22 protein-coding genes and 1 tRNA gene are annotated in these 24641 nt (G+C 60.3%); 7 read left to right on the top strand and 16 right to left on the bottom strand.

Features of this window, described 5'->3' with window-relative positions; all coding sequences use genetic code 11:
- Positions 1–106 precede the first annotated feature (106 nt).
- From ABD833_RS07915 to ABD833_RS07865, 11 genes are all read right to left on the bottom strand, one after another.
- Positions 107–955, bottom strand: a complete 849-nt coding sequence (locus ABD833_RS07915; RefSeq protein ID WP_345072159.1) for a 4-hydroxy-3-methylbut-2-enyl diphosphate reductase — start codon at positions 953–955, stop codon at positions 107–109.
- 162 nt (positions 956–1117) lie between these two features.
- Complete coding sequence (locus tag ABD833_RS07910) at positions 1118–1582, bottom strand: hypothetical protein (protein ID WP_345072158.1); 465 nt, start codon at positions 1580–1582, stop codon at positions 1118–1120.
- Positions 1583–1725: 143 nt separating this feature from the next.
- Positions 1726–2568 carry a phytoene/squalene synthase family protein gene (locus ABD833_RS07905; protein WP_345072157.1) on the bottom strand — a complete coding sequence of 281 codons (843 nt, stop codon included), beginning with the start codon at positions 2566–2568 and terminating at the stop codon, positions 1726–1728.
- Positions 2569–2660: 92 nt separating this feature from the next.
- The gene (locus tag ABD833_RS07900; protein ID WP_345072156.1) at positions 2661–4151 is read right to left on the bottom strand and encodes a phytoene desaturase family protein; all 1491 of its coding nucleotides are present in this window, start codon (positions 4149–4151) and stop codon (positions 2661–2663) included.
- A gap of 178 nt (positions 4152–4329) precedes the next feature.
- On the bottom strand, positions 4330–4845 hold the full coding sequence (locus ABD833_RS07895) for a sigma-70 family RNA polymerase sigma factor (RefSeq protein ID WP_129921141.1): 516 nt from the start codon (positions 4843–4845) through the stop codon (positions 4330–4332).
- Positions 4846–5148: 303 nt separating this feature from the next.
- Positions 5149–6048 carry a MerR family transcriptional regulator gene (locus tag ABD833_RS07890; protein WP_345072155.1) on the bottom strand — a complete coding sequence of 300 codons (900 nt, stop codon included), beginning with the start codon at positions 6046–6048 and terminating at the stop codon, positions 5149–5151.
- Between the two features lie 11 nt (positions 6049–6059).
- Entirely contained in the window at positions 6060–6533 is a 474-nt protein-coding gene (locus ABD833_RS07885) for a sterol desaturase family protein (RefSeq protein WP_345072154.1), read from the bottom strand.
- Between the two features lie 123 nt (positions 6534–6656).
- Complete coding sequence (locus ABD833_RS07880; RefSeq protein WP_345072153.1) at positions 6657–7466, bottom strand: enoyl-CoA hydratase/isomerase family protein; 810 nt, start codon at positions 7464–7466, stop codon at positions 6657–6659.
- A gap of 317 nt (positions 7467–7783) precedes the next feature.
- Positions 7784–10075: a ComEC/Rec2 family competence protein gene (locus ABD833_RS07875; RefSeq protein WP_345072151.1), complete on the bottom strand. Its 2292-nt coding sequence runs from the start codon at positions 10073–10075 to the stop codon at positions 7784–7786.
- Between the two features lie 281 nt (positions 10076–10356).
- Complete coding sequence (locus ABD833_RS07870; RefSeq protein WP_345072150.1) at positions 10357–10797, bottom strand: GNAT family N-acetyltransferase; 441 nt, start codon at positions 10795–10797, stop codon at positions 10357–10359.
- 170 nt (positions 10798–10967) lie between these two features.
- On the bottom strand, positions 10968–12074 hold the full coding sequence (locus ABD833_RS07865) for a PhoH family protein (RefSeq protein ID WP_345072148.1): 1107 nt from the start codon (positions 12072–12074) through the stop codon (positions 10968–10970).
- A 136-nt stretch (positions 12075–12210) separates the two neighbouring features.
- Here ABD833_RS07865 and ABD833_RS07860 point away from each other — a divergent pair, with 136 nt between their 5' ends.
- The 4 genes from ABD833_RS07860 (at position 12211) to ABD833_RS07845 (ending at position 14091) form a co-directional block, all read left to right on the top strand.
- Positions 12211–12972 (top strand): SAM hydrolase/SAM-dependent halogenase family protein, encoded by a 762-nt coding sequence (locus ABD833_RS07860; RefSeq protein ID WP_345072147.1) that lies wholly within the window; start codon positions 12211–12213, stop codon positions 12970–12972.
- Positions 12973–13108: 136 nt separating this feature from the next.
- Entirely contained in the window at positions 13109–13420 is a 312-nt protein-coding gene (locus ABD833_RS07855) for a putative quinol monooxygenase (protein WP_425553589.1), read from the top strand.
- Positions 13421–13453: 33 nt separating this feature from the next.
- Complete coding sequence (hscB, locus tag ABD833_RS07850) at positions 13454–13990, top strand: Fe-S protein assembly co-chaperone HscB (RefSeq protein WP_345072146.1); 537 nt, start codon at positions 13454–13456, stop codon at positions 13988–13990.
- A gap of 19 nt (positions 13991–14009) precedes the next feature.
- A tRNA-Leu gene (locus ABD833_RS07845) sits at positions 14010–14091 on the top strand.
- A 338-nt stretch (positions 14092–14429) separates the two neighbouring features.
- On the opposite strand, the gene ABD833_RS07840 is transcribed toward ABD833_RS07845, so the two are convergent.
- Positions 14430–15704: a sensor histidine kinase gene (locus ABD833_RS07840; protein WP_345072144.1), complete on the bottom strand. Its 1275-nt coding sequence runs from the start codon at positions 15702–15704 to the stop codon at positions 14430–14432.
- 24 nt (positions 15705–15728) lie between these two features.
- Positions 15729–16406 (bottom strand): response regulator transcription factor, encoded by a 678-nt coding sequence (locus ABD833_RS07835; protein ID WP_345072142.1) that lies wholly within the window; start codon positions 16404–16406, stop codon positions 15729–15731.
- A 307-nt stretch (positions 16407–16713) separates the two neighbouring features.
- On the opposite strand from ABD833_RS07835, the gene ABD833_RS07830 reads away from it, so the two are divergent.
- Genes ABD833_RS07830 through ABD833_RS07820 form a run of 3 tightly spaced genes read left to right on the top strand, consistent with a single transcriptional unit; the run spans position 16714 to position 22173 of the window.
- Positions 16714–18072 carry a TolC family protein gene (locus ABD833_RS07830; RefSeq protein ID WP_345072141.1) on the top strand — a complete coding sequence of 453 codons (1359 nt, stop codon included), beginning with the start codon at positions 16714–16716 and terminating at the stop codon, positions 18070–18072.
- Between the two features lie 10 nt (positions 18073–18082).
- The gene (locus ABD833_RS07825) at positions 18083–19021 is read left to right on the top strand and encodes an efflux RND transporter periplasmic adaptor subunit (RefSeq protein WP_345072140.1); all 939 of its coding nucleotides are present in this window, start codon (positions 18083–18085) and stop codon (positions 19019–19021) included.
- A gap of 5 nt (positions 19022–19026) precedes the next feature.
- Entirely contained in the window at positions 19027–22173 is a 3147-nt protein-coding gene (locus tag ABD833_RS07820; protein WP_345072139.1) for an efflux RND transporter permease subunit, read from the top strand.
- A gap of 26 nt (positions 22174–22199) precedes the next feature.
- Here the strand turns inward: ABD833_RS07820 and ABD833_RS07815 are convergent, their stop codons facing one another.
- The 3 genes from ABD833_RS07815 to ABD833_RS07805 all read right to left on the bottom strand — a co-directional run bounded on the left by ABD833_RS07815 (position 22200) and on the right by ABD833_RS07805 (position 24361).
- Entirely contained in the window at positions 22200–22925 is a 726-nt protein-coding gene (locus ABD833_RS07815; protein ID WP_345072138.1) for a phosphatase PAP2 family protein, read from the bottom strand.
- Between the two features lie 213 nt (positions 22926–23138).
- Positions 23139–23891, bottom strand: coding sequence for an IS3 family transposase (locus ABD833_RS07810; RefSeq protein WP_345072137.1), 753 nt, complete (start codon positions 23889–23891; stop codon positions 23139–23141).
- Between the two features lie 29 nt (positions 23892–23920).
- Positions 23921–24361 carry a hypothetical protein gene (locus tag ABD833_RS07805; protein ID WP_345072136.1) on the bottom strand — a complete coding sequence of 147 codons (441 nt, stop codon included), beginning with the start codon at positions 24359–24361 and terminating at the stop codon, positions 23921–23923.
- Positions 24362–24641: the final 280 nt, after the last annotated feature.

The following is a 24641-nucleotide window of genomic DNA, read 5'->3' as shown; positions in this document are numbered from 1 at the left end:
AGATGGAGAGTAGCGGATGAAGGCATAATACGAAACTACGGCAACCCGCAAACGGCTGGAGCGGCAGCAATGATTCACAAAGGTACGCGCCCTTCCTTGCAGGGTCTTATAAAGCCAGTAATGTATCGCGCACGTTTTCCATCAGCCACAGGGGTGTGCTGGTAGCGCCGCAAATACCAACTGACTGCCCCATCTGAAACCAATCGGCCTGGAGCTCCTCAACTTTAGAAATGAAGTGCGTATGCTGATTAGTGTCTTTGCAGACCTGGTAAAGCACCTTCCCATTGGAGCTTTTGGTACCCGATACAAACACGATCTGGTCGTACTGCGCGGCAAAGCGCCGTAAGTCCTTATCGCGGTTGCTGACCTGGCGGCAGATGGTGTCGTTGGCATTGATCTGATAACCGCGCTGCTCCAGCTCGCCCTTAATCCGGTAGAAGCTGTCCGTACTCTTAGTCGTCTGGCTGTAGAGCGTGATATTGGAGGGTAGCTCGTGGCTCAGCAGCTCGTTGAGGTTCTCGAACACCACGGCGTCGCCGCCGGTCTGGCCCAGCAGGCCGAGCACTTCGGCGTGGCCGTGCTTACCATAGATGAAAATCTTATCCTTCTTATCGTAGCTGGTTTTAATACGGTTTTGCAGCTTCAGCACTACCGGGCAGGAGGCATCAATCAGGGTCAGCCGATTTTCCAGGGCGGTCTGGTAAGTGCTGGGGGGCTCACCGTGGGCCCGGATCAGGACGGCTTCTTCGCGTAGCTGAGCAAACTGCTCATGACAGATGATGCGCAGCCCACGCTGCTCCAGGCGCTGGACTTCCTCGTCGTTATGCACGATGTCGCCGAGGCAGTAAAGGTAACCTTGCTCGTCAAGAATATCTTCCGCCATCTGAATGGCATAGATGACCCCGAAACAGAAGCCGGAGTTGGGGTCAATACGGACGCTCAGGTGGTGCGGCATAGCTCGGTAACCACAATAGTCGACGGAATGTTATCTGCCTGCCTGCGGCGGCAGAAGTTACGCAATTTCAGATGCCTACGGTTCAACTCACCAAAGCAGTCTTCCAGGCCGCGGCCAAAGCCTTGCATTCAGGCCCTGCCGGCGCCGTTTTGAAACGACCGGCTAGCCCGCCGGGGCATCCAGTTTACGCGCCTCCTCTTCGCTAACGTGACCACGCTCTATCATGAAGGCGCGCACCAGCCCGAACGATTCGGCATCGAGGCCGGACCGGGGATGGGCCAGCAAGGTCTTGACCAGGAACTGCCGGTCTTCTTCCACGTGCTGACTCAGACCCAGAAACGAGGGTAAGTTACTTTCCACGCTCAGCCGCAGAAACCGGATTTCCGCATTGGCCGCATCGCGCTGCACGGCCTGGTCGAACTGCTTGCTGGCATTCTGCACGTACGTCAGCTTGTCGAACATAGAAGCATCGCGGGCCCGGATAGCCTCCGCCGCCGCTTTATAGGCCAGTACCACCGCATCCTGCTGAGTATAGGCCGCCATAAGCTGATAGAATTTCTCGCCCGCCTGCTTGTCGGCGGCGGCGTCCTGGTACTGGCGGCGCAGATTGGCAATAGAGTAGGGCATTTTGCTAGTTAAGAATTGAGAATTAACAATTAAAAATGGGTGCGCCGGGCCAGGCGTGGTCTTCAATACGGTGAGGGGCAGCAGGCAGACGAAGGCAAGAAGTGAAGGGCGAATAGTCAGCTTCACGGGGGCAGAGTTCGTGGTCAGATAGCCCGAAGGCGATAACGAAAATACGAACCCATCAGTAAAAGCAGCTTGGTATTGTCGGGCACGCGCACCCGCTCACCTAAAATCCGTACCGCGGGCAGCTGCCTGATTTTGTGAAAAAGCTTCAGGTAATACACGTAAGCCAGATACACGCCCAGCCGCGCAGCGCGGGGCAGCTGAACGATGCCCGCGTAGCCCGCTTCAAAATCGGCCCGGATATCGGCCTCAATATCGCGCTTCACTGCGTCGTCGAACCGCTCGTACTGCACCCCGGGAAAGTACACACGGCCGCGTTCTTCGTAATCCGACTGGATGTCGCGCAGGAAATTCACCTTCTGAAAAGCGGAGCCCAGCCGCCGGGCCGGCTCGCGCAGCTTCGCGAATAAGGCCGCGTCACCTTCGCAGAAAATACGCAGACACATCAGCCCGACAACCTCAGCCGAGCCATAAATGTATTCCTCATACATAGACTGGTGGTAGCTGCGGTCTTCCAGATCCATTTCCATACTCTTCAGGAAGGCCTCGATGAACTCCCGGTCGATGCCATAGCGCCGTACCATGAGCTGGAACGAATGCAGTACCGGGCTCAGACTGAAGCCGGTTTCCAACGCCTCCGCAGTCTGCCGGCGGAACTCAGCAAACAACGCGGTCTTGTCCCGGTCGTGAAACGTGTCTACAATTTCATCGGCCCAGCGCACGAAGCCATAGACGGCGTACACGGGCAGGTGAAACCGGGGGTCGAGCGTGCGGATACCCAGCGTGAACGACGTGCTGTAGCTTTTGGTAATCAGCTTACTGCACGCCAGGCTAGTCTGGTCGAAAAGAGCAATGTGGTCCATTTCTTCGAATTAATAATTAAGAATTAGCAATTAAGAATTCCCCCAGCCCGGGCTGGTGGCCTTCCGTCTTACCAATTCTTAATTCTTAATTATTAATTACTAATTCTGTTCTCCTTCTCCACTTCCTTCGCCACGACCTGCCCCGAAATTAAGGAAGGCGGGACCCCGGGACCCGGGACGGTAAGCTGGCCGGTGAAGTACAAGTTGCTGACTTTTTTACTCTTAAGCGTGGGCTTCAGAATAGCGGTCTGCCGTAAGGTGTTGGCCAGTCCGTAGGCATTGCCCTTGTAGCTGTGGTAATCGGCCACGAAGTCGCGGTGAGCGTAGCTGCGCTTGAACACCACGGAGTCGCGGATATTCTCGCCCACGTGACGCTCCAGCCGGTCCATCATCTGGTGGTAGTACCGTTCCCGGGTTTCTTCCGGATCCGCGAGGTCCGGGGCCACGGGCATGAGCAGAAACAGGTTTTCGCTGCCGGCGGGAGCTACCGTAGCGTCCGTTTGGGAAGGGGCCGAGACGTAGAACAGCGGCTTACTCGGCCACTGGGGCTGCTCATAAATCTCGTGGGCGTGCAGCTCAAAATCTTCGTCGAAAAACAGATTGTGGTGCTGCAGCTTAGGCAGCCGCTTATTTACGCCCAGATAAAACAGCAGCGACGAGGGAGCCATGGTACGCTTATTCCAATAGGCTTCGTCGTAATGCCGCCATTCCGGCCGCAGCAACTGCTGCTCGGCGTGGTGATAGTCGGCCCCGGCAATGACTACATCGGCCGCATGAAAGCCGGCGGCCGTCTGCACCCCGGTGGCCCGGCCATTTTCCACCCGTATTTCCTGCACTTCCTGGTTGTATTCCAGCGTCACCCCTTGTTCCTGGGCCAGCCGGACCATGCCTTCCACAATCTTATGCATCCCCCCTTTCGGATACCAGGTGCCCAGGGCCAGATCAGCATAATTCATCAACGAGTACAGCGCCGGCGTGTTTTCGGAGGTGGCCCCAAGGAACAGAATCGGAAACTCTACCAGTTGGAGTAGCTTGGGGTGTTTGAAAAAGCGGCGCACGTGCTTGTGCATGCTCTGCAAAACATCGAGCCGCACGGCATCTACCAGCAGGCGCGGGTCGGCAAACTCCAGCAGAGAACGGCCGGGCATGTGTACGAATTTGTTGATTCCAACCTCGTATTTGTATTGGGCCTGGCGCAGAAACTCATCCAGCTGGGTGGCGCTACCGGGCTCAATACTTTCGAACAGCCGACGGATGTCGGCCATCCCGGCGGGAATATTCACCGCGTCGTCGCCCGGAAAAATAACCTGATACGATGGATCCAGCCGCACCAGGTCGTAATAGTCGGCTACTTTTTTGCCGAAGCGGGCAAAGTACTGTTCAAACACGCCGGGCATCCAGTACCAGCTCGGACCCATATCGAAGGTGAATCCGGCGGCCCGGAACACCCGGGCCCGGCCCCCCGGACCCTCATTCTTTTCCAGCACCGTAACGCGGTAGCCACGCTGGGCTAAGGATGTGGCCGCTGACAATCCGGCAAAGCCCGCACCGATAACGAGGACGTGTTTGGTAGTAGTAGTCAAGAGAGGTGTTGAGGTTAGAGACTGCAAGCTACAATCCGCCGCGGTCATAGAATTGTTTCGGGTTCCACCGCTGGGCCCGGCCACTAAAAAAGCGGGCCGCGAGTGGCCCAACCTTGCAGTTGCGTCATTCGCGGCCCGCTCTACGCCCGGGGCGGAAGTTGTACTCTCTCCCTATTCCCTACACGCCGGGGGCATAGACCTTCAGCGCATCCTTAAGCTCCTTGCGGGCAATATGAATGCGGTTTTTGACGGTACCAATCGGAATCTGCAGCTTCTCCGCTATTTCAAGGTACTTATATCCAATGTAGTACATCATGAAAGGCGTCCGGTAGTCGGCCGAAAGGCTGGCAATGGCTTCGTTGATGTCGGTTACTACGAAGTCGGAGGTAGCCCCGTTGTGGGTAATGTAGTTTTCGTCGGTATTGAAGTACTGAAAGTACTCCGTGCTGTCAATATTGCTATTGCGCTTGGTGATCTTGTTGTAGTTGTTGATGAAGGTGTTGCGCATGATGGTGTACAACCAGGCCTTCAGATTGGTCCCCGCCTTGAACTTGTCTTTGTTCAGCATGGCTTTGAGCAAGGTTTCCTGCACCAGATCCTTGGCATCGTCGGCATCGCGCGTCAGGTTCATCGCTACGGGCTTCAGAGAGTAGGAAATCTTTTGTACTTGATCGGTGAATTCCAAAGAGGTCATACTGTTTAGCTTTTCGTGGCAGATGGTTAAACAAATATACGAGGAGAATCACAAATCGAATAGCCCGGAGATGAAATAATCCTGGTCCTGCCCTCTTTACATGTTGGTACATCAATATGCCGGCAAGGTATGCGGCCCCCTCGCGTCAGCCCGGCTTTGGTGGACAAATTCGGCTTGGCTCGTATTCCGGGAGACGAACCCGATATTTTGCCCGATGAACGGAACACGAAACAGTAAGGACGCAAAAGTCCGGCGCCACCGGACAGCGGGATAATCAGTTTCTACTGGCCAAAAAAAAAATTACTATTCCGCCCGTGGATCGAGTTTATCTACCAGCGCCAGGAAATCCGTCATCAGATATGGCAGCATCGCCTGGGGCGGAATGGTCAGGTTGGCCTGGGCCTGAATCAGCGGCCCATACAACACCAGGGCGGTATCGGGACAAAGCTGGGCCAACTCATCAACAAAGGCCTGTACCTGGCCTCGCTCCGGTACTGCCGTCAGGACGGTGCACACGGCGTATGGTTGATAAGAACCGCACACGGCGGGCAATTCCCGGGTAGGCAGGTTCTGGCCCAGGTACAGCACGTGGTGAGCCCGGGCCCGCAGCGCATAGTTCATAAACAGCAAGGCCAGCTCGTGCATTTCCCCTTCGGGCAGAAATAAGACCCAGCGCCGGGCTTTGGCGGGTTGCACTGGCTGCAAAGCATCAGTGGCGGCCATCATTTTCTGCCGCAGAATATTAGTTACCAGGTGTTCCTGCGCCGGATTCACGCTACCCGTTTGCCACAGCAGCCCAATACGTTGCAGAAAGGGGTAAACCACGCGCATGATAGCCTCCTCGAACCCCAGTTGCCGGACGGCATCGCTGAGTAGCTGATGTAGACGGGGCTCGTCCAGTTCCAGCATAGCAGCCAGCAGGGCATTCACCTGCCGGGGGTAGTCGTGCGCATCATCAGAGCAGGAAATAACAGCTGTTGCTAATTCCTGTTCACTAAGCTTGGCAACTTTGGAAATCCGGTGCCCCTGGCCGCAGAGTACCGCCAGATTGAGCAGGCGGCGTAGATCGTCGTCGCGGTATAATCGGATGTTCGTTGACGTGCGCTCCGGATTTAAAATGCCGTAGCGTTGCTCCCACATGCGAATGGTATGCGCCTTTATGCCGGAAAGATTTTCCAGGTCACTGATTGAAAACTGTCCCACAATACCGGGTGCTACGAATTGGATGAAGATAGACGCCGGCGGTCCTTGGGCGCGGGCCTGCGAAGAGCCAGCCAGAAATAACGTGGCGATACCCACAACATGCCAAATTCCTCGGAGCCATCGCGGCTGGTGGTCTTGTGGTGCATTTTATGGGCCATGTTCAGGGCCCGTAAGTAGGTGTTGCCCGACTTACGCCAGAAGCGTAGTCGGCCGTGAATCAATACGTCGTGTACGAAAAAATACACACTGCCGTAGGCGGCAATACCAATGCCGACCCAGAAACGCCAGTCTTTCCCGGGGGCCCCGTAAATGATACAGAGCATCGACAACGCTCCATAAAACAGAAAAAAGAAGTCGTTGCGCTCAAAATGATGCGGATGCCGCACATGATGCGAGCGATGCAGAAACCACAGCGCCCCATGCAGCACAAACCGGTGCATGAACCACGCTACAAACTCCATCCCCAGAAAAGTGGCCGTAGTCACGGTTACAGCTGCCAACGTTGTCATAAGGGGCTAACCGGATTCTGGAAAAAAGGTTAAAAACCTGGGAAAAAGGTCAGCCGACTGCTCCGATTGCGGGCCGGAACTGCCTGGAACCAGGACTGGTCAGTTCCAGGTAATTTTCTCTTTATTGAGGAAGGCGGCGATGCCGCGGCGGCAATCCACCGAGCCGCGGGCTTCGGCATTCATCTGAGCGGCATAGCGCAGACTATCTTCCAGGGGCATTTCAGGAATGCGGGCCAGCATTTCCTTGGTTAGCTCCATACTCTGACCGGAGTTCTCAACGCACAAACGGCGGGCAAATTCATATACTTTCCCGGCCAGCTCCTCTTTAGAAACCAGAAAATTCACCAGTCCGAAATCGGCAGCAGCCTGAGCCGATATGATGTCGCCGGTGAGCAGCAACTGCTTGGTGCGGGCTTCCCCGATTTTGCGCAACAAAAATACGCTTACGATAGCGGGCAGGAAGCCGATTTTAACCTCCGTATAGCCAAATTTAGCCTCCGGCACGGCAAAGGCGAAGTCGCAGACCGTAGCCAGTCCACAGCCCCCAGCCAGCGCGTGGCCCTGTACCTGTCCGATCACCACCTTTTTAAGGGTATAAATCTGGTGGAACAGCTGCATCAGGTGGGTGGAGTCAGCTAGGTTATCGGTGTAGCCGAAGCCCTGTAGTTCCTGGATGTAGCCCAAATCAGCCCCGGCGCAGAATGCCGGACCTTCAGCGCGCAGTACGACGACTTTGCAGGTTTCATCTTCCTCGGCAAACTCAAATGCCTGTTTCAGCTCCGACACCACGTCAAAGCTCAGGGCATTACGCTTTTCGGGGCGGTTGAGGGTGATGTAACCAATGGCGTCGCGGGCCTCGTAGCGAATGTAGCGAAGGGCTTCCAGCTCCTGAGTGGGCATATTATCCATGACAGTCGTAGCAAAAGGCGGAGGGGATCTTTCGGGCGGCAATTGGCGGTAAGACACCAGGCCGGGGCGAAAGTTTAGGTCAGGGCTTCAGCCAAACCTAACAAAAATGATGCGCTAAAGAAAAGACTTGTTCCTAAATACAGAAAAGCGCAAGTTCAGCGGTCATGCTTCATCTGGCGTCCGCGCAGTCGAAGCATCTCTACCGCTTTGTTGCTGTAGCATTGATTACTAATGCGGTAGAGATGCTTCGGCTGCGCGGACGCCAGATGAAGCATGACGTTCTTTTTTCATTATTGCTTATTCGGGAACAGTCTAAACTATATATCGAGGGGCCGGGCAATTCGGTTTCGCTGAGGCCAGGTTTCCGGCCCCTCAAGCCGCGGCCATCGCCCGACGAACGCTCCCCGAGTGGTTACATCATGGGTGCGAAACCCTGCTGCCCTCAGCGCGGAATCCTGCCGCGCTACGTACCACGACTTGCAGGAAGAGTCGAAAACTACGGGTGCCGTCTTCCCGAATATGGCCGCCAGCTCGGCCGGAGTTACGCGGGCATTGCGCCGTAGCACCACGGCCTCCACGGCCTGGGGCCGGCGGGCCCCGTCTACCCGGCCCGAAACGAAAGCCAGGCGCTGGCGGCGCCATACCACCAGCAGCACGGCCGGCAACGCCTGACGCGTGGGCACGGGGGCCTGGGACCACCCTACATGGTAGCGCACGCGCCGGGCTTCGCGCTGAATAATCCCCGGCATGATGCGGTAGGTGCGCTCCTTTTCGGACAATGGCAACGAATCGAGGGTGACGATGTGAGCGGCCGCGCCGCGCCAGAAGCCCACCACGGAACGGCGGGGAACACTATACACGATAAACTGCTCGTCGGCTGACAGAACGCGGGCGGCCCATACGCGGCTGCCGCTATACCCGGCTCCCAGGGTACAGACTATGCCCAGCCATACCAGCTTCCGGACGGCCAGAAACGTGAGCACCGCCAGAATGATGGCGCCCAGCAGCCACACCTGCAGGGTAGTGACGTGAATGCCCGCAATCAGCGCGCCCGGCGCTTGCCGCCCAATCCAGAAGATGTAGTCATTGAACCAGCGGATCAACGTTTCGAACGCCCAGGCCAGGGTTTGGGGCAGGTAGTCCAGCCATTTTTGCACGGCGGGTGGTGCCAGGCCGCCCGCACCAGCGACCAGGCCTTTGGCGACCAGTAAAGTTAAGCCCAGGTATACCGCGCCCGATGAAATTGGGACAGCCACTAAGTTCGACGCCAGAAAGCTGAGGGGAAACTGGTGAAAGTAGAAAAGCCCGAGCGGAAACGTAGCTACCTGTGCGGCCAGAGAAAGTGCCGTGGCCTGCCACACCTTATCGCCCATCCACCCCGCGGCGAGCCATAGCCGCTGCACGGCTTTGGGCTGCCAGGGCTGGCGGCGGGTTGCCGCTTGCGCCTGAATGTCAACTATTGCCGCGATGCGCGGCTGCAGATACACAATGCTCAGCACGGCCAGAAACGAAAGCTGAAAGCCTACATCAGCCAGCAGATACGGATCGTAGCACAGCAGGGCAAAGGCAGCCACCGCCAGGGTATTGTACATGGAGCTTTGGCGGCCGGTGGCGCGCGCCAGAATAATGAAGCTGAACATCACCGCCGCCCGCAATACGGAAGCGGACAAGCCCGTCAGAAAAGCATAGGCCCAGATCACGGCCAGGCCCAGAACAGCAGTGGTGCAGCGGAATAGCCGGCCCCGTCGGCCCGGCAGCAATCCGAGCAGCCACGTCACGGCCCCAAACAGCAACCCCACCTGCAGGCCCGAAACGGCCATGATGTGGGTGGTGCCGGTATTAGCATAGGCCTGCTTGGTATCCTGATCAATCTCGTCTTTGATACCCAGCACCAGCGCCGATGCCAGCGCGTATTCGCGTTTGGCCCGTACGTATTGCCGGAATACCCCGTCCAGTATCCGCGCCGCCCGCATACTCACGGCTTTCAGATAATTGGGGGGCCGGAAGTCAATCCGGCGGTACTGATCGACGTGAATAAACTGCTGATGGTACACCTGATGATACTGCAGGTAGCGGCGGTAATCGAATTCGCCGGGATTGAGCGGCCCTTTGCTCAGCGTCGGGCCGCCCCGTACCAGCCATACGTCGCCATACTGCGGTGCCGACACCCCCAAATCGCGCGGCACTGACACGCGAATACCACCCAGGGCGGGCTGCCACTTGCCGGCTACGCGCACGGCCGAAACCCGCACAGTGGTGGCAAAAGTAGCTGGCCGCGTTACGGTATAGTCGTCCACCACGGCCCGGTAAAACTCGATGGAAGTACGTACCTGCCCCAGGTGCGCGGGCTGACGCAACTCGGTAGCCTGCTGGGTGATGGTGAGGCCCGCCAGCGCCAACACAGCCAGGGCCAGCAGGCCAGTGGCATCCGTTGAGCCAGGCGTGAACTGACGGCCGGACCAACGTTGTACCAGCACAAATAACCCGACACTGCCCGCGAAGAGCCCGCGCAGATCCGGCAGACTACTGCCGCAATAGAAGTAGAGGATAATCCCGGCTATCAGAGCCAGCAGCAGTCGCACAAACGCAATGGGAGCCCAGTGAATCATAGCTTGGGGTTGCTTGCAGACCAGTCATTCCCAGAAATAAAGGATAGTGTAAACTGCTAAAAATCCGGAATAAAACCAGTAATAAACTACAATAACCATAGCCATCGAATTTCAGCCCTCCTGCTGCGAGTAATGGAATACCTTGGCGGTTTCGCCGCAATGGCACTCCTGAGGCGCCAAGCGGGCTGTATTCTGGTAGCAGGCTGGTACCAGACGAGCAACAAAGCCTTCTCCCCGGTCAGAGAAGAAGGCTTTATTTTTTTGCCCGCCGTCAGATTGGCCTACTGCAAGCGGCGTAACTCCATTTTAACGTGCTCGATATCACACTCCGTAAACTGCTCGCCGACTTTCCCGAACCCGTGCCGCTCGTAGAATGGAATGGCCCGTAACTGAGCATTCAGATACACGGTGGCATCCGGATAAGCCGCTCGTACATCGTCGAGTACTTGCTGCAGCAAGGCAGCCCCCACAGCCTGATTGCGGTATTCTTCCAGTACGGCAAACCGCTCCAGCTTCACCCCGTTCTCGGTGATACGCCAGCGCGAAGCCCCACAAGGCGTGCCATCAGGAGTGCGGGCCAGATAATGCCGGGCGTCGGTCCGGTCGTGCACGTCGTATTCGGCGGCGGCAGGTACGCCCTGGCCTTCCACGAACACCGTTCGCCGGATGGCAAGCGCCGCCTTCAGATCGTTTGGCTCAATAATATGCTGGACAGCTATCATAGAAACGGATGCTGGGAGAGGTCGAAAGTGACCCTGATTGGCTTGCAAGGCAGAACAGTTAAACATTCCCGAGAGTCTGTACCGACACTGCTTCAAAGGCCTGTTCCAAAGCGGAAACAGGCCTTCGGACTTGTTGAAGCAAGAGCAGTCAGGGGCGCAGAAGCCGGCGGTTAAATATTCTCGTGGTTCACCGGTAGCTCCTTCATCCCATCATCTTCGGCCCGGGCATCGGGGTGAAGGCCGGCATCGGGCTTTTCGGTAGGATTGGGCCGGTACGGCCGGGCTTCGCGCACCGGGCGGTTAGCCTGGTCCCGCTGGGTTTGCTCATCGAAGCGGTCGTAAGCCACCACGATTTCCTTTACCAAGCGGTGACGCACCACATCTTCGGCCGTCATTTCCACGAAGCCAATGCCCCGCACGTCTTTCAGAATGTCCAGCGCCTGCATCAGCCCGGATTTCTGCTTGGTGGGCAGGTCAATCTGGCTCCGATCACCGTTCACCATCACTTTGGCGGTGGGCCCCATGCGGGTCAGGAACATCTTCAGCTGCGACGGGGTGGTATTCTGGGCCTCGTCGAGCAGTACGAAAGCATTGTTGAGCGTCCGGCCACGCATGTAGGCCAGCGGAGCAATTTCGATGATTTTATTTTCCTGGTAGAATTTCAGTTTTTCAGCTGGAATCATGTCTTCCAGCGCATCATAAATCGGCCGCAGGTAGGGGTCTACCTTCTCTTTCATGTCACCCGGCAGAAAACCCAGATTCTCCCCGGCTTCCACTACCGGGCGCGAAATGATAATCTTTTTAACCTCTTTGTTCTTGAGCGCCCGTACCGCCAGCGCTACCGAAACATAGGTTTTACCCGTGCCCGCGGGACCGAGTGCGAACACCAGGTCATACTTCATCACGGCATCTACCAGCTTTTGCTGGTTGGGAGTCTTGGCCTTGATCACCCCCCCTTTGGCCCCGAAGATGATTACATCGGAGGGTGGCGTGCTGGCAATGACGCGCTCCTGCTGCTCGTCATCAGCGGCGGCAATGTGCTCAGCGACAGTTTTGTCGGTGATTTGTCCGAACTGGTGGTAATGCTCAATCAGGGACGAGAGAATTTCGTTGATCCGGCCAATGATGGGCGTTTGTCCCTGAATTTTAATCTCGTTGCCACGCGAAATGATTTTGCTGCCGGGGAAGGCCGCCGCCAGCTGGCGAATGTTCTGATTGTCGGGTCCGAGGAAGTCGACAAGAGAGACGTTTTCGAGCGTGATGATTTTCTCGACCAAACTGTGGGTGGTTTTTAGCGGAGTGAATTTTAAATGGAACCAGGAAAGCCGGCATTGGTTCCATCCGGCCAAATAGCCTACTTTTGCCGCCCTTACACGGGGTAAACAATAGTACGAAGAACTGAGGATTTCCGGCATGGGGTTGATTACGTTTCTCTCCGATTATGGCTACCGCGACCACTACGTGGCAGCTGTCAAAGCCCGGATTATGCAGCTGGCGCCCGCCCAGCCCGTACTCGACATCAGTCATGGTATTGAGCCCTTCAACATTGCTCACGCCGTGCACGTGCTCGAGGCCGTGTTTCGTGACTTTCCCATGGGTACGGTTCACCTGGTGGGCGTCAACGACCACGGCACCAGGGGAAGTTGGCACGCGCTGCAGTTTGCCGGACACTATTTCGTAGCGGCCAACAACGGCCTGCTGGCCCTGCTTACCGATGGCCAGCCGGAAGAGATGGTAAAGCTGACGGCTGACCCAACGCCCTCGCCTACCCGTGATGTGCTGGCCCCCGTTGCCGTCCACTTAGCTCAGGGTGGCCTCCTGGAAGAAATCGGCCAGCCTACCACGGAGCTTTACCAGCTCATGAACCGTCAGCTACGCCTGCAGGACAACCGCATCACCGGTCATGTCATTCACGTGGATCATTATGGTAACCTCATCACCAATATCAGTCGCACGGCCGTGGAAGTCATTGCCCGCGGTCGGTCCTGCACCATCCACTTTGGCCGTGAAACGGTGCGCGACATCGTTGCGCATTTTCAAATGGCTGACGCCGGCGACGCGGTGTGTATTTTCAACAGCCAGGACCGGCTTTGCATTGGCGTAAATCAGGGCAACGCTTCTGAGCTGCTGGGTTTGTACTTCGATTCGCAGGTCGATATTCGCTTCCCGGCTTAGCCTCGGTTCAGGCAGAAGAGCAGCCGGATGAACCCCCTCCTACGACCTGCAAACGGACACTTTTCAATCATCTATATATTATGTTAAATTGAATTAGTCATATTGGTGGCCTTCATTCACACTGCTTTTTCACCTCATGTCTATAGTAATTCGAATCGTGCGGATGACTTTTCAGCCGGACCGCACGGCAGATTTTCTGAAGATTTTCCGTGACTCTGAGGCTCTGATCCGGCAGATGCCGGGTTGCCAGCACCTGGAACTATGGCAGGATGCCGATCTGCCGCACGTGTATTGCACCCACAGCCACTGGGACTCGGCGGAAGCGCTGAACGCGTACCGGCGCTCAGAATTGTTCGGGCAGGTTTGGCCGGCCACCAAGGCCTTATTTGCGGCCCCGGTGTTGGCTTTCTCCGTAAACCAGGTTGATGCTTCCTTCAATTTGCGGTAAGCCGCCTTTTCCTACCCCAGTGCCGACCTCGCTATGACGCCCAACTACTTCGAATTCTACGGTCTCCCCGAAACCTTCCTGCCTGATGAACTCGCGCTGAAGCAGAAATATTACGCTCTCAGTCGCGAGTATCACCCTGATTTTCACGCCGCGGCCGTACCGGAGCGGCAACAGGAAATCCTACAGTTAGCTACGCTCAATACCAACGCTTACCGCACCCTTTCCAACCCGGACCAGCGGATGGCTTACGTTTTAAGCCAGCATGGCCTGCTGGAAGAAGGCAAGCAAGAGCTCCCAGCTGCCTTTTTAATGGAGGTAATGGACCTCAACGAGCAACTTATGGAGCTGGAGTTCGAGGCTGACCAATCCGCGATGTTGCGCATTGATAATGAAGTCACTACCCTTGCTGACACCCTCGATATTGGTATTGCACCAGTACTGGCTGGCTACGCAGGCCTGCCGACTGATGTGCGCCCACAGGCGTTGCTGCAGGTGAGAACTTACTACCTGAAACGTCGTTACTTGTTGCGCATCCGCGAAAGTCTGGCTAAGTTTGCAGCCCGTTCCTGAAGTTGTAGGAGCGAGACAGGCCCGGATGGCGGAACTGGTAGACGCGTCGGTCTCAAACACCGATATCGAGAGATATGCCGGTTCGATTCCGGCTCCGGGTACATTTACTAGCTACGGGAACCCCCGAAAAGTCGCCTACTACGTAGTAAAGGCACTTTTCGGGGGTTCTTGCGTTTGATGCACTACGGCGCATAAACCGACTTACTATTAAGTTTACGCCCCCAATCACGCCCCCAATATTTCTTACCATGAGGCTGTTTAGGGTTTCGAAAAAGCTGTCATCCTGAGCGGAGCGAAGGACCTTATCACGTCCGTACCACTTGGAATTAGGCCAAAATGAGCAGTCGTGAGAAGGTCCTTCGCAAGCGTACGCCAGATGAAGGATGACAAACGACGAAAAAACCGAAACCCTAAACAGGTTCAAAGGCTAAAGCCAAGCTCAGCAAAACTGCACGCGCAGGGTGTGGCGGTTACCGGCTTGGGTGAAGACGTACTCAATGCCAAAGCCGTAATAGGCGCAGATATGCTGGGCGATGCTCAAGCCCAGCCCCGGCGAGTCGGAGGCGGCGTTGTGCTTGCGAAACCGCTCGAAAAACTGCGCCGGGTCCGCCGTTAAGGCCGGCCCGGTGTTGCTGATTTCCAACACCCGGCGGTTGAGTAGCACGTCCACCCGGCCGCCGGGGTGGTTGTGCTTGATGGCGTTGTGCAGCAGGTTCTGCAGCAGCGAGTCGGCCAGGCCAGGGTGTAGCATGAGCGCCGGCAGCGGCGGGTCCGCGTGCAGGGTGAGCAGCACCTGGCGGGCTTCGAGCAGGGGTTCCAACATGGCCACCCGGTCGCGCAACAGCTGGTCGAGCTGCACGGGCACGGCCTGGGCGGGGGCAAACTGGTGGTTTTCGAGGCGGGTGAGCAAGGTCAGCGACTGGTGCAGGCGCGAGAGGCGCTGGGTGGCGCTCAGGGTCTCGCCCAGCAGGGTGGCCGCGGCTTCGTCGTTCTGCAGCGCCGGGGCCTGCAGCAGCTGTTCCAGCTTGGCCTGGATGATGGCCAGCGGGGTCTGGGTTTCGTGGGCCGCGTTTTCGGTGAACTGGCGCAGGCTCTCGTAGTCGCGCACCAGGCGCTTACTTAAGGTGTTCAGGGCCTGGTTCAGCTCGCCAAACTCGTCGATGATGGGCATGGGCAGGCCCAGGGGCTGGTGGCGCTGCAAATCGTAGGAACGCAGGGCGGCCAGCGTGTGCTGAAAAGGCGCCCACAGGCGCAGGGCCAGCCAATAGTTGATGGCCACTACGCCGCCGAGCAGAAGGGCCAGAGCCCCCACCATCACGCCCAGCACCACGGCCAGCACATCGTCGGTTTCGACGAGCGACTTGCGCAGCGTTACCCACTCCGGCGTACGAACTGTCCTTGCTAGTGGCAGCCGGAAAGTGAGCTGGCGGTAGGGCACCATTTCGCCTTCTACCGGGTCCAGCAGCAGGGTGTCGGAAAAGCCCAGCGGCCGGGGCCGCGGGCTGCGGTCGAGGTTATCGGCAAACGCGGGCGCGGGCAGGGCCAGGCCGCGGGCCACCTGCTTCTCGATGTGCAGCTGGCGGTTGACCAGCAGCTCTTCCACCTCGGTGCGCAGGGCCCGGTCGAAGCCCAGGTACAGCAGCCCGCTGGCCAGCACGAACAGGCCCACCGTAAGCCGGATATAGTAGCGGGTAGTGGCCGTGAGCAGCTTCATACAGCAGAAAAATGGGGGTAAGTGCTACTCGGTGCTGAGCTTATAGCCCACGCCGTACAGGGTGCGGATGTAGTCGTCGGCGCCTTTCTCCTGGAGCTTTTTACGCAGGTTTTTCATGTGGGTGTAAATGAAGTCGAACGAGTCGGCTGCGTCCACCTGGTCGCCGCACAGGTGCTCGGCCACGGCTTCCTTGGTCAGCACCCGGCCGGGGTTAGCCAGAAAATACAGCAGCAGGTCGTACTCCTTGCGGGTGAGCAGGAGGGGCTCGCCGCGCACCAGCACTTCGGCCTGGTCGGGCCACACCAGCAGGTCGCGGAACACGATGTAGTGCTGACCCTGAAACTGGCGCCGCCGCAGCAGCGCCCGCAGCCGGGCGTTGAGCTCCGAGAGGTGAAAGGGCTTGACCAGGTAGTCGTCGGCGCCCAGGTCGAGGCCCTGCACCCGGTCGTCGAGGCCGTCGCGGGCGGTGAGCACCAGCACCCCGGCCGGCGAGCCGTCGGACTTGAGGGCGCGCACCAGGTCCAGCCCGTCGCCGTCGGGCAGCGTCAAATCCACCAGCACACAGTCGTACTGGTAGAGCTTGATTTTCTCATAGGCCTGAGCGAAGGTGGCCGCGACTTCCACCACGTACCCACCCTGGCGCAGAGAATCTACGAGCGTTTGGCGCAGGTCTGCTTCGTCTTCGACAAGGAGTAGTTTCATGGCTGAGGGACGTAGGCGGCAAAGAAGCAGGATGATTCTGGAGTAATTCTGATGGCGCTACCCGCTGCTCTAAGTAAGTAGTCTGAAGGAATTGTTTTACCATTTTAGAACGTCATGCTGAGCTTGTCGAAGCATCTCTACCGCTTCGTTGAATAGCGCATACGAAGCGGTAGAGATGCTTCGACAGGCTCAGCATGACCGCCATTTTGTAAAATCAATTTCATCGAACTACTTAAAGGACCTCAGAATTTCCCCAGAATCAGAAAATACTTTTGCGTTGCGTTAACTGGTCCTTTTCCTGCTGCCCTTGAGTCCTTTTCGTTTCCTGCTCGCCCGGTGGGCCACCTGCTTTCTGTTGATTGGGCGGCGGGGCGGCCTGGTATTGACTGCCGCCACGGCCCTGGCCCAGCAGCCCCCGGTGCTGCTGAGCCAGCCCCCGGCCCCCGCGTCCCTCCCGCCCAGCCCGCGCCGGCTCCCGGACTTCGTGGCGCTGGCCCGGCAGAATAGTCCGCTGCTGCGCGATGTGGCCAATCAGGTAAGTCAGAACCGCCTCGACAGCCTGCGCCGCAAGGCCCAGAACGGCATCCAGGTGAACGGCAACGGGGCGGCCGTATTCTACCCCTCCCTCACCAACCGCCGCGGCGAGGCCGTGGTGGGCTACGACCAGGCCATCACCAACGGCGGCAACTACGTGGCCGTGGCCCAGGCCACCAAGCCGGTTTTCAACCGCGCCCAGCTCACCAACGACTACCGGATTCTGGCCAGCCAGGGCCAGGTGCTGCGCAACACCGGCCGCCTCAACGCCCTGGATTTGCGCCGCGCCGTCACGGACCAGTTCCTGACCGCCTACGCGGCCCAGAGCCAGCTGGCCTTCAGCCAGGAGCTGCTCACCCAGCTGCGCCAGCAGGACCGCCAGCTGCGTAAGCTGGTGGAGGCCGGCATTTTCCGGCAGACGCAGTACCTGAGCTTTTACCTCTCGGTGCGCACCCAGGAGGTGGCCGTGGAGCAAAGCCGGCTGGCCTACCGCCGCGAGCTGGGCACGCTGCGCGGGCTGGTGGGCGTGGCCGACACGGCGCTGGTGAGCCTGGAAAAGCCGCCGGCACCCGCCCACCGCTCCCTGGCCGGCCAGCTGGCCCCGGCCCAGCGCCAGTACACCCTCGACAGCCTGCGCCTGCTGCTGGACCGCCGCGCCGTGGACGTGCTCTACCGGCCCCGCGTGGGGCTGGTGGCCGACGCGGGCCTGCAGGCCACGGCCTACACCCCGACGCTGCTGGCCCACAGCCTGGGCGTGAGCGGCGGCCTCACGCTGACAGTACCCATTTTCGACGGACACCAGCGCCAGCTGCAGTACCAGCGCCTGGCCCTGAGCGAGCAGACCCGCCGGGGCTACCGCCGGTTTCTGACGGGGCAGCGGCGGCAGCAGTACCAGCAGCTGGAAAGCGAAGTACGCGCCGCCGACGCCCTGCTGGCCCGCATCCGGGAGCAGCTGCGGGTAGCCGGGGCCCTGGTGGGCGCCTCCCGGCAGCAGCTGACTACCGGTGAGACCCTGATTCTTGACTACCTCAACGTGCTGACCAGCTACCGCACTCTGCAGTTCAGCCTCACCCAGGCCGAAGCCGACCGCCTGCGCAGCCTTTACGCCCTCGACTACCTCGCCGAGCAATAGCCTGATGTTCATGACCCAACTCCTGTTTCGATTGTTGACCAGCGCCACGGGGGCACTGCTGCTGGCGGCCTGCCAGTCGTCGGGCGACGCCCCGGCTACCGACGAGGCCGAGGCCGCCGCGCCCCGCGCCGTGGTCACCGTGGGCCAGGTGCGGGCCGATACCCTGCGCGACGTGCTGCGGCTGAGCGCCCTGTCGGCCTACCCGGCCAAGGATATTCTGCGGGCCACCACCACGGGCTACGTGCTGGGACCTACTCCCGTGCCGGGCCAGGCGGTGCGCGCGGGCCAGACCGTATTCCGGCTGCAAACCAAGGAGTCCCGGGTGCTGCACCTCGACCGGCTCACCGGCGACCCGCGCCTGAAATTCAGCGGCATCATTGCCATTCCCTCGGGCCGGGCCGGGGTGCTGTCCGCCGTGGATAAGCTGGCTGGCGACTTTGTGCAGGAAGGCGAGCAGCTGGGCGTGGTGTATGACCGCAGCCGCTTCGGCTTCCTGCTCGACGTGCCCGTGACGCAGCTGCGCTTCGTGCACCCTGGTCAAAGCTGCCGCATTCTGCTGCCCGACGGGCGCACCCTGCCCGGCCGCGTGGCCGAGGCCCTGGCCACCGCCGACCCGGCCCTGCAAACCCAGCGCTACACCGTGCGCCCCACCGGCCCGGTGCCCGAGCTGCCCGAAAACCTGGCCGTGCAGGTCGAGCTCGACCGCACGGCGCCCCGCCGGGCACCCACCCTGCCCCGCACCGCCGTGCTCACCGACGAAACCCAGACCCAATTCTGGGTGATGCGCCTGCTCAACGACTCCACCGCCGTGAAGGTGCCGGTGGCGCGCGGCCCCGAGCAGGGCGACCGGGTGGAAATTCAGCGCCCGCGCTTCGGCCCCCAGGACCGGATTCTGCTCACCGGCAACTACGGCCTCGACGACACGGCGGCCGTGCAGCTCAGCAAATAATGCCCATGCAAACCCCGGTTTTTCAGCGCTATAAAGCGCCCATTGCGGTGATGCTGGCCCTGGTGCTGGCCCTGGGCACGCTGGCGTACCGGCGCATCAACGTGGCGCTGTTCCCGGAAGTAACTTTCCCCAAGGTGAAAGTCATTGCCGACAACGGCCTGCAACCCGTCGACCGTATGATGGTGACCGTGACCAAGCCCCTGGAAAACGCCATGAAGCAGGTGCCCGGCCTCAAGCTGCTGCGCTCGACCACCAGCCGGGGCTCCTGCGAAATCTCGGCTTACTTCGACTGGAGCGTGGACGTGGTGCAGAGCCAGCAAATCGTGGAGTCGCGCCTCAACCAGATTCGGGGCGACCTGCCGCCGGGCACCCAAATCAGCGTCGAGCGCATGAACCCGGCCATTCTGCCGGTGCTGGGCTACACCCTCGAAGCCCCCGGCCGCTCCGGGCTGGAGCTGCGCAAGCTGGCCCTGTTCACGGTGAAGCCCTTTCTCTCGCAGGTCGATGGCGTGTCGGCGGTGCAGGTGCAGGGCGGGCGCACCAAAGAGTACCAGGTCGAGCTGCTGCCCGACCAGCTGGCGGCCCTGGGCCTCACGCCGGCCGCCGTTTCGGCCATGCTCGGCAGCACCAACTTCGTGCAGAGCAACGGCTACCTCAGCGACTACCGCCGCCTCTACCTCACCGTCACCGACGCCACCATCCTCACCAAAGCGGACCTGGAAAACGTGGTGCTCCGCAACGACGGCCGCCGCATCGTGCGCCTGGCCGACGTGGCTACCGTGCGCGTGGGCGAGCAGCCCGAATACACCCGCGTGAATGCCAACGGCCACGACGCGGTGCTGATTGGGGTGCTGCGCCAGCCCGACGCCAACGTGGTGCAGGTGTCGCGGGGCGTGCAGGCCAAGGTGGCGGCGTTGCAGGCCGGGCTGCCCCGCGGCGTGGTGCTGCGGCCCTACTACGACCAGGCCGATTTCGTGTCGGAAGTGGTGCGCTCGGTGCAGGACTCGCTCTGGATTGGCCTGGCGCTGGCGCTGGTGGTCACGGCCCTGTTTCTGCGCTCGTGGCGGGCCACGCTCACCATCCTGCTCACCATCCCCATTGCCCTGGCCATGACCATCGCGGTGCTGTATTTCGGGCTGAATTACTCCTTCAACATCATGACGCTGGGCGCAGTAGCCGCCGCTATCGGCCTCATGATTGACGACGCCGTGGTGATGGTCGAGCAGCTGCACAAGGTGGGCGAAGAGCACCCCGACGCCCCGCCCGGCGAAGTGGTGCGCCGCTCGGTGGGCCACCTGCTGCCCGCGCTGGTAGGCTCCTCGCTGAGTACCATCGTTATTTTTCTGCCGTTTGCGCTGCTCGGCGGCGTGGCCGGGGCCTACTTCAAAGTGCTGGCCACGACCATGGTGGTGGCGTTGGTGTGCTCCTTCCTGGTGGCCTGGCTGGGTCTGCCGGTGATTTACCTGCTGCTGTCTCGTAAAGCTTTTAGCTCAAAGCTGTTAGCTGTTAATGCTCCGTCGGAGGAAGGAACCAAAGAGGAAGCTGACAGCCAACAGCTAACAGCTGATAGCTCAAAATCAGCCGCGAACAGCCCCAAATGGGTGCGCTCGGTTATCCGCCACCCGGCCTACAGCGTGGTGGGTATTCTGGGGCTGGTGGCTACGCTATGGTTTATCATCCCGCGGCTGGCCACCGGCTTTTTGCCCGAGATGGACGAGGGCGCCATCGTGCTCGACTACAACTCGCCGCCCGGCACCAGCGTGGAGGAAACCGACCGGATGCTGCGCCAGGCCGAAAAGCTGATTGTGCGGGTGCCCGAGGTGGCCAGCTACTCGCGCCGCACCGGCACCCAGATGGGCTTTTTCATCACCGAGCCCAACCGCGGCGACTACCTCATCCGGCTGAAAACCGACCGCCAGCGCAGCACCGAGGAGGTGATTGACGACCTGCGCCAGCGCATCGAGGCCACCCAGCCGGCCCTCACCATCGACTTCGGCCAGGTTATCGGCGACATGCTCGGCGATTTGATGAGCACCGTGCAGCCCATCGAAATCAAGGTGTTCGGCCCCGATGCGCCCCGGCGCTACGCCCTGGCCGAACAGGTGGCGGCCGTGGTGGAAAAAACCGGCGGCACGGCCGACGTTTTCGACGGCATCGTGCGCCTGGGCCCGGGCGTGGACGTGCGCCCCGATGCCCAACGCCTGGCCCAGTTCGGGCTGACGGCCACCGACTTCCAGACCCAGCTGCAAACCCAGCTGGCCGGTACCGTGGGCGGTACGGTGCTCGAAGGCGAGCAGCTGCTCAACATCCGCCTGCGCTACCCGCAAGCCGCCCAGGCCACGCTCACCCAGCTGCGGGCCCAGCCCGTGTTTCTGCCCAACGGCCAGCGCCACCGCCTCGACGAGCTGGCCGCAGTACACGTCTCGGCCGGCGACGCCGAGCTGGAGCGCGAAAACCTGCAGGCCATGACGGCCGTGACGGCCCGCCTCAACGGCCGCGATTTGGGCAGCGCCATGCAGGAAATCCGGCAAAAGCTGGAAAAGCAGGTGCCGCTGCCGCCCGGCTATTTCCTGCAGTACGGCGGCTCCTACGCCGAGCAGCAGCAGTCATTTCAGGAGCTGCTCACCATCCTGGGCACGGCCTGCCTGCTGGTGTTTGCCGTGGGCCTGTTCCTGTTCAAGGACCTGAAGGCGGCGGGGCTGATTCTGCTGGTGGCCGTGCTGGGCCCGGCCGGCGGCAGCCTGGCGCTGTTTCTCACCAACACTCCGCTGAACGTGGGCTCCTACACCGGCCTCATCATGGTGGTGGGCATCATCGGCGAAAACGCCATTTTCACGTTGCAGCAGTTTTTTGAGAACCGCGCCGAGGGCAACTCCGTCGAGCAGGCCATTGGCTATGCCATTGCCGCCCGCCTGCGGCCCAAGCTGATGACGGCCCTGGCCGCCATTGCCGCGCTGCTGCCCCTGGCGCTGGGCATCGGCGCGGGCGCCCAGCTGCACCAGCCGCTGGCCATTGCCGTAATTGGGGGGCTGCTGCTGGCCCTGCCCCTGCTGCTGCTCGTGCTGCCCAGCCTGCTGCGGCTGGCATTCGGGGAGGGCCGGCAGCAGCCGACAGTACCATTGGATCCTGCGCCGGCGGCATTGCCGGGATAATTCCGGTTATCAGAAGTAGCACACCCTCACGCTTTGGGTGCTGGGGTAGTAGGCTGCGGGCGGGGCCATTGCTCCCGGCTCCAGGTCCGGAGCGCCCGAATGTAGGGCGAAAACAGCAGGGCCACGCCCCCCACCCAGCCGATAGAGCCGAACCAGCCGGCCAGCACATCAGAGGGAAAATGCACCCCCAGGTACATGCGCGACCAGCCCATGAGCAGCGCCCAGGCCGTGCCCAGCACCACCGCTACCCAGCGGCCCCGGGTGGGCCACAGCAGCACGCCCAGCGTGAGGGCCAGCGCCGCGGCCCCCATGGCGTGCCCACTGGGGAAACTGTAGGAAGTTTCCGGAGCCAGGGATGCCCAGAGCGCTGGCCGGATACGGGCCAGCAGGAACTTGGCAAACAGATTAAGCAAGGCCGCGCCGCCCACCGACAGGATGAAAAACTGCGCCCTCCGGTGCTGGCGGGCCACCACTAAGCCCACTATCACCGCGGCTTCTGCCAGCGGGGTCCAGAACGTGCCGCCGGCCCGGGCCATCCACAGGGCCACGGCGTCCTGGCCGGGGCTGCCGAAGCGGTGCAGCAGCTGCAGAATGGCCTGGTCGCCGGGAAAACCCTGGTCTTCCCACACTTCCTGGCCCACCTTGATGAAGACAAACCAGGGGGCGATGAACCCCAGCACCAGCACCAGCAGCAGCTTGCGCTGTTGCTGCCAGGCACGTTTGGCAAAGCGCAGCAGCGAGGATAGGGTCATAACCGACACGAAGCAGAAACGAAAACGGCTGGTCTTGCTGGTCGCTCATACGTGCCGCTTAAGTTGTTAGTCATTCGTTGTCAGTTGTTAGTTGTTAGTGAGCTGTCACTGTCTCGTCCGGCTATCTGTTGACAGGAATACGGCAAGGGCCCTGCTCGGATTTTCCGGCGGAGCTTTTTGCTTGCTGATGGACTTGACTTAGGGTTAAATAGCTTATAAACAAGCGCTTACGCTCATCACCGCAGAGACACACGGCCTGGTCCACCAGTAAGCGGCCTGGGCCAGGTCGTCGGGGAGCACAAAGAGGAATTCGTCTTTCAAGATACCGTTGACCCGTTCGGCCAGCGCGTTCTGGCAGCCGTCATAGCCATCGGTCATCGAGCAGCGGCGCAGCCCGGCGGCTTGCAGGGCGGCCTGGTAGGCGGCGGAACAGTACTGGCTGCCCCGGTCGGAGGGGTGAATCAGCCCGTTCGTAGCCGGCCCCGCCCCGCGCACAACCCGGTCCAGGGCGGCCAGGCAACCGGTCGTGTGCCGGCTGGCGTGCACGTGGTGGCCGACGATGCGGCGGGAACAGGCATCGGGGATCAGGCTCAGGCAGACCGGGCCCTGGCGGGTGGGCAGGTAGGTGGTGTCGCTGACCCACCGCTGGTTCGGGGCCGTAGGTTTGGGGGCATCCTTGATCCGGTTGGGGTGCTTGTGGAAGCGGTGGTGCGAATCGGTGGTCTTGGTGTAGCGGCGCTTTTTGGGCACGAGCAGGTGGCGCTGCCGCAACAGGGTGAACAAGGCGGCGCACCCGCGGGCCACGCCCTGCACGCGCGGCTGCGGGGCGATTTTGTGCAGCAGCCTGCGTGTGCCCAGGCGCAGCAGCTTGGTGCGCACGGCCCGGACCTGGTCGAGCACCTGCTCCGCCCGCACGGCCTGCCGGCCCTGGCGCTGGCGGCGCTGGTACAGGCCCTGGCGGCTCACCCCGTAGAGTGCGCAGGCCCGGGCGAGGCTCAGCTCTTGCCGGCTCGCCAGGCGGGAAACGGCCGGCAGAAAGACTTTTTTAACAGGGGGATGCCGTGGTCCTCCTCCTCCACCTGTAGCATCGTGCACAAGAGTAAATTCAGGTCCCGGGCATCTTTTAACGCCTTGTCGGACAAACATCTCTGGTCGTGCAGCTCGGTTTGCAACTGCTTGATACGCTGTTCGGGGGGCGGGTCCACGGCGGGGGCAGCACCGGAGGAAGTGGGCCCGGCCCGCTGAAAAGCTACGAAATGGGCGGCATACCGCCGGCACCAGATCAGCCCCGTGCTGCGGCCCTGGATACTGTAGCGCCGCTGGGCTTGCGTGTAGCTCAGCCCGCCGCGGCCAACTTCGCCCGGTGCTGCCAACTTAAAGGGCAAACTGTAGTCGCGCTGACTACGCCGCACACGCGGCTCAAACCCGGTTTTCATGGTAACTTTTGGAAAAGCTGTCAACCTATTCCCGGACGAGACAAGCACCCGGATAAAAAGCCTCCCCCGCTACTCATCCGCACCAGGATGGGAGGGTAGAGGCCTTTTTGCGTCTGTTTCGATCCTGGCCGGACGCGTCTGGCAGAAGGGCCAGAGGCGATGGTAACGCATTCATGATTCTGCCGGAATATTCTGGTAATGGTGTCGCCGGAACTTTGTGGCATCAATAAGTCACTTTGATTGAACCGCCGATGAAAAAGCTCCTGAACTATTGCCTGCG

This window comes from Hymenobacter fastidiosus (genome assembly GCF_039539565.1).
Classification (GTDB): domain Bacteria; phylum Bacteroidota; class Bacteroidia; order Cytophagales; family Hymenobacteraceae; genus Hymenobacter; species Hymenobacter fastidiosus.
Note: the sequence above shows the minus strand (reverse complement) of the source record. Positions and strands in the feature narration are given on the sequence as shown.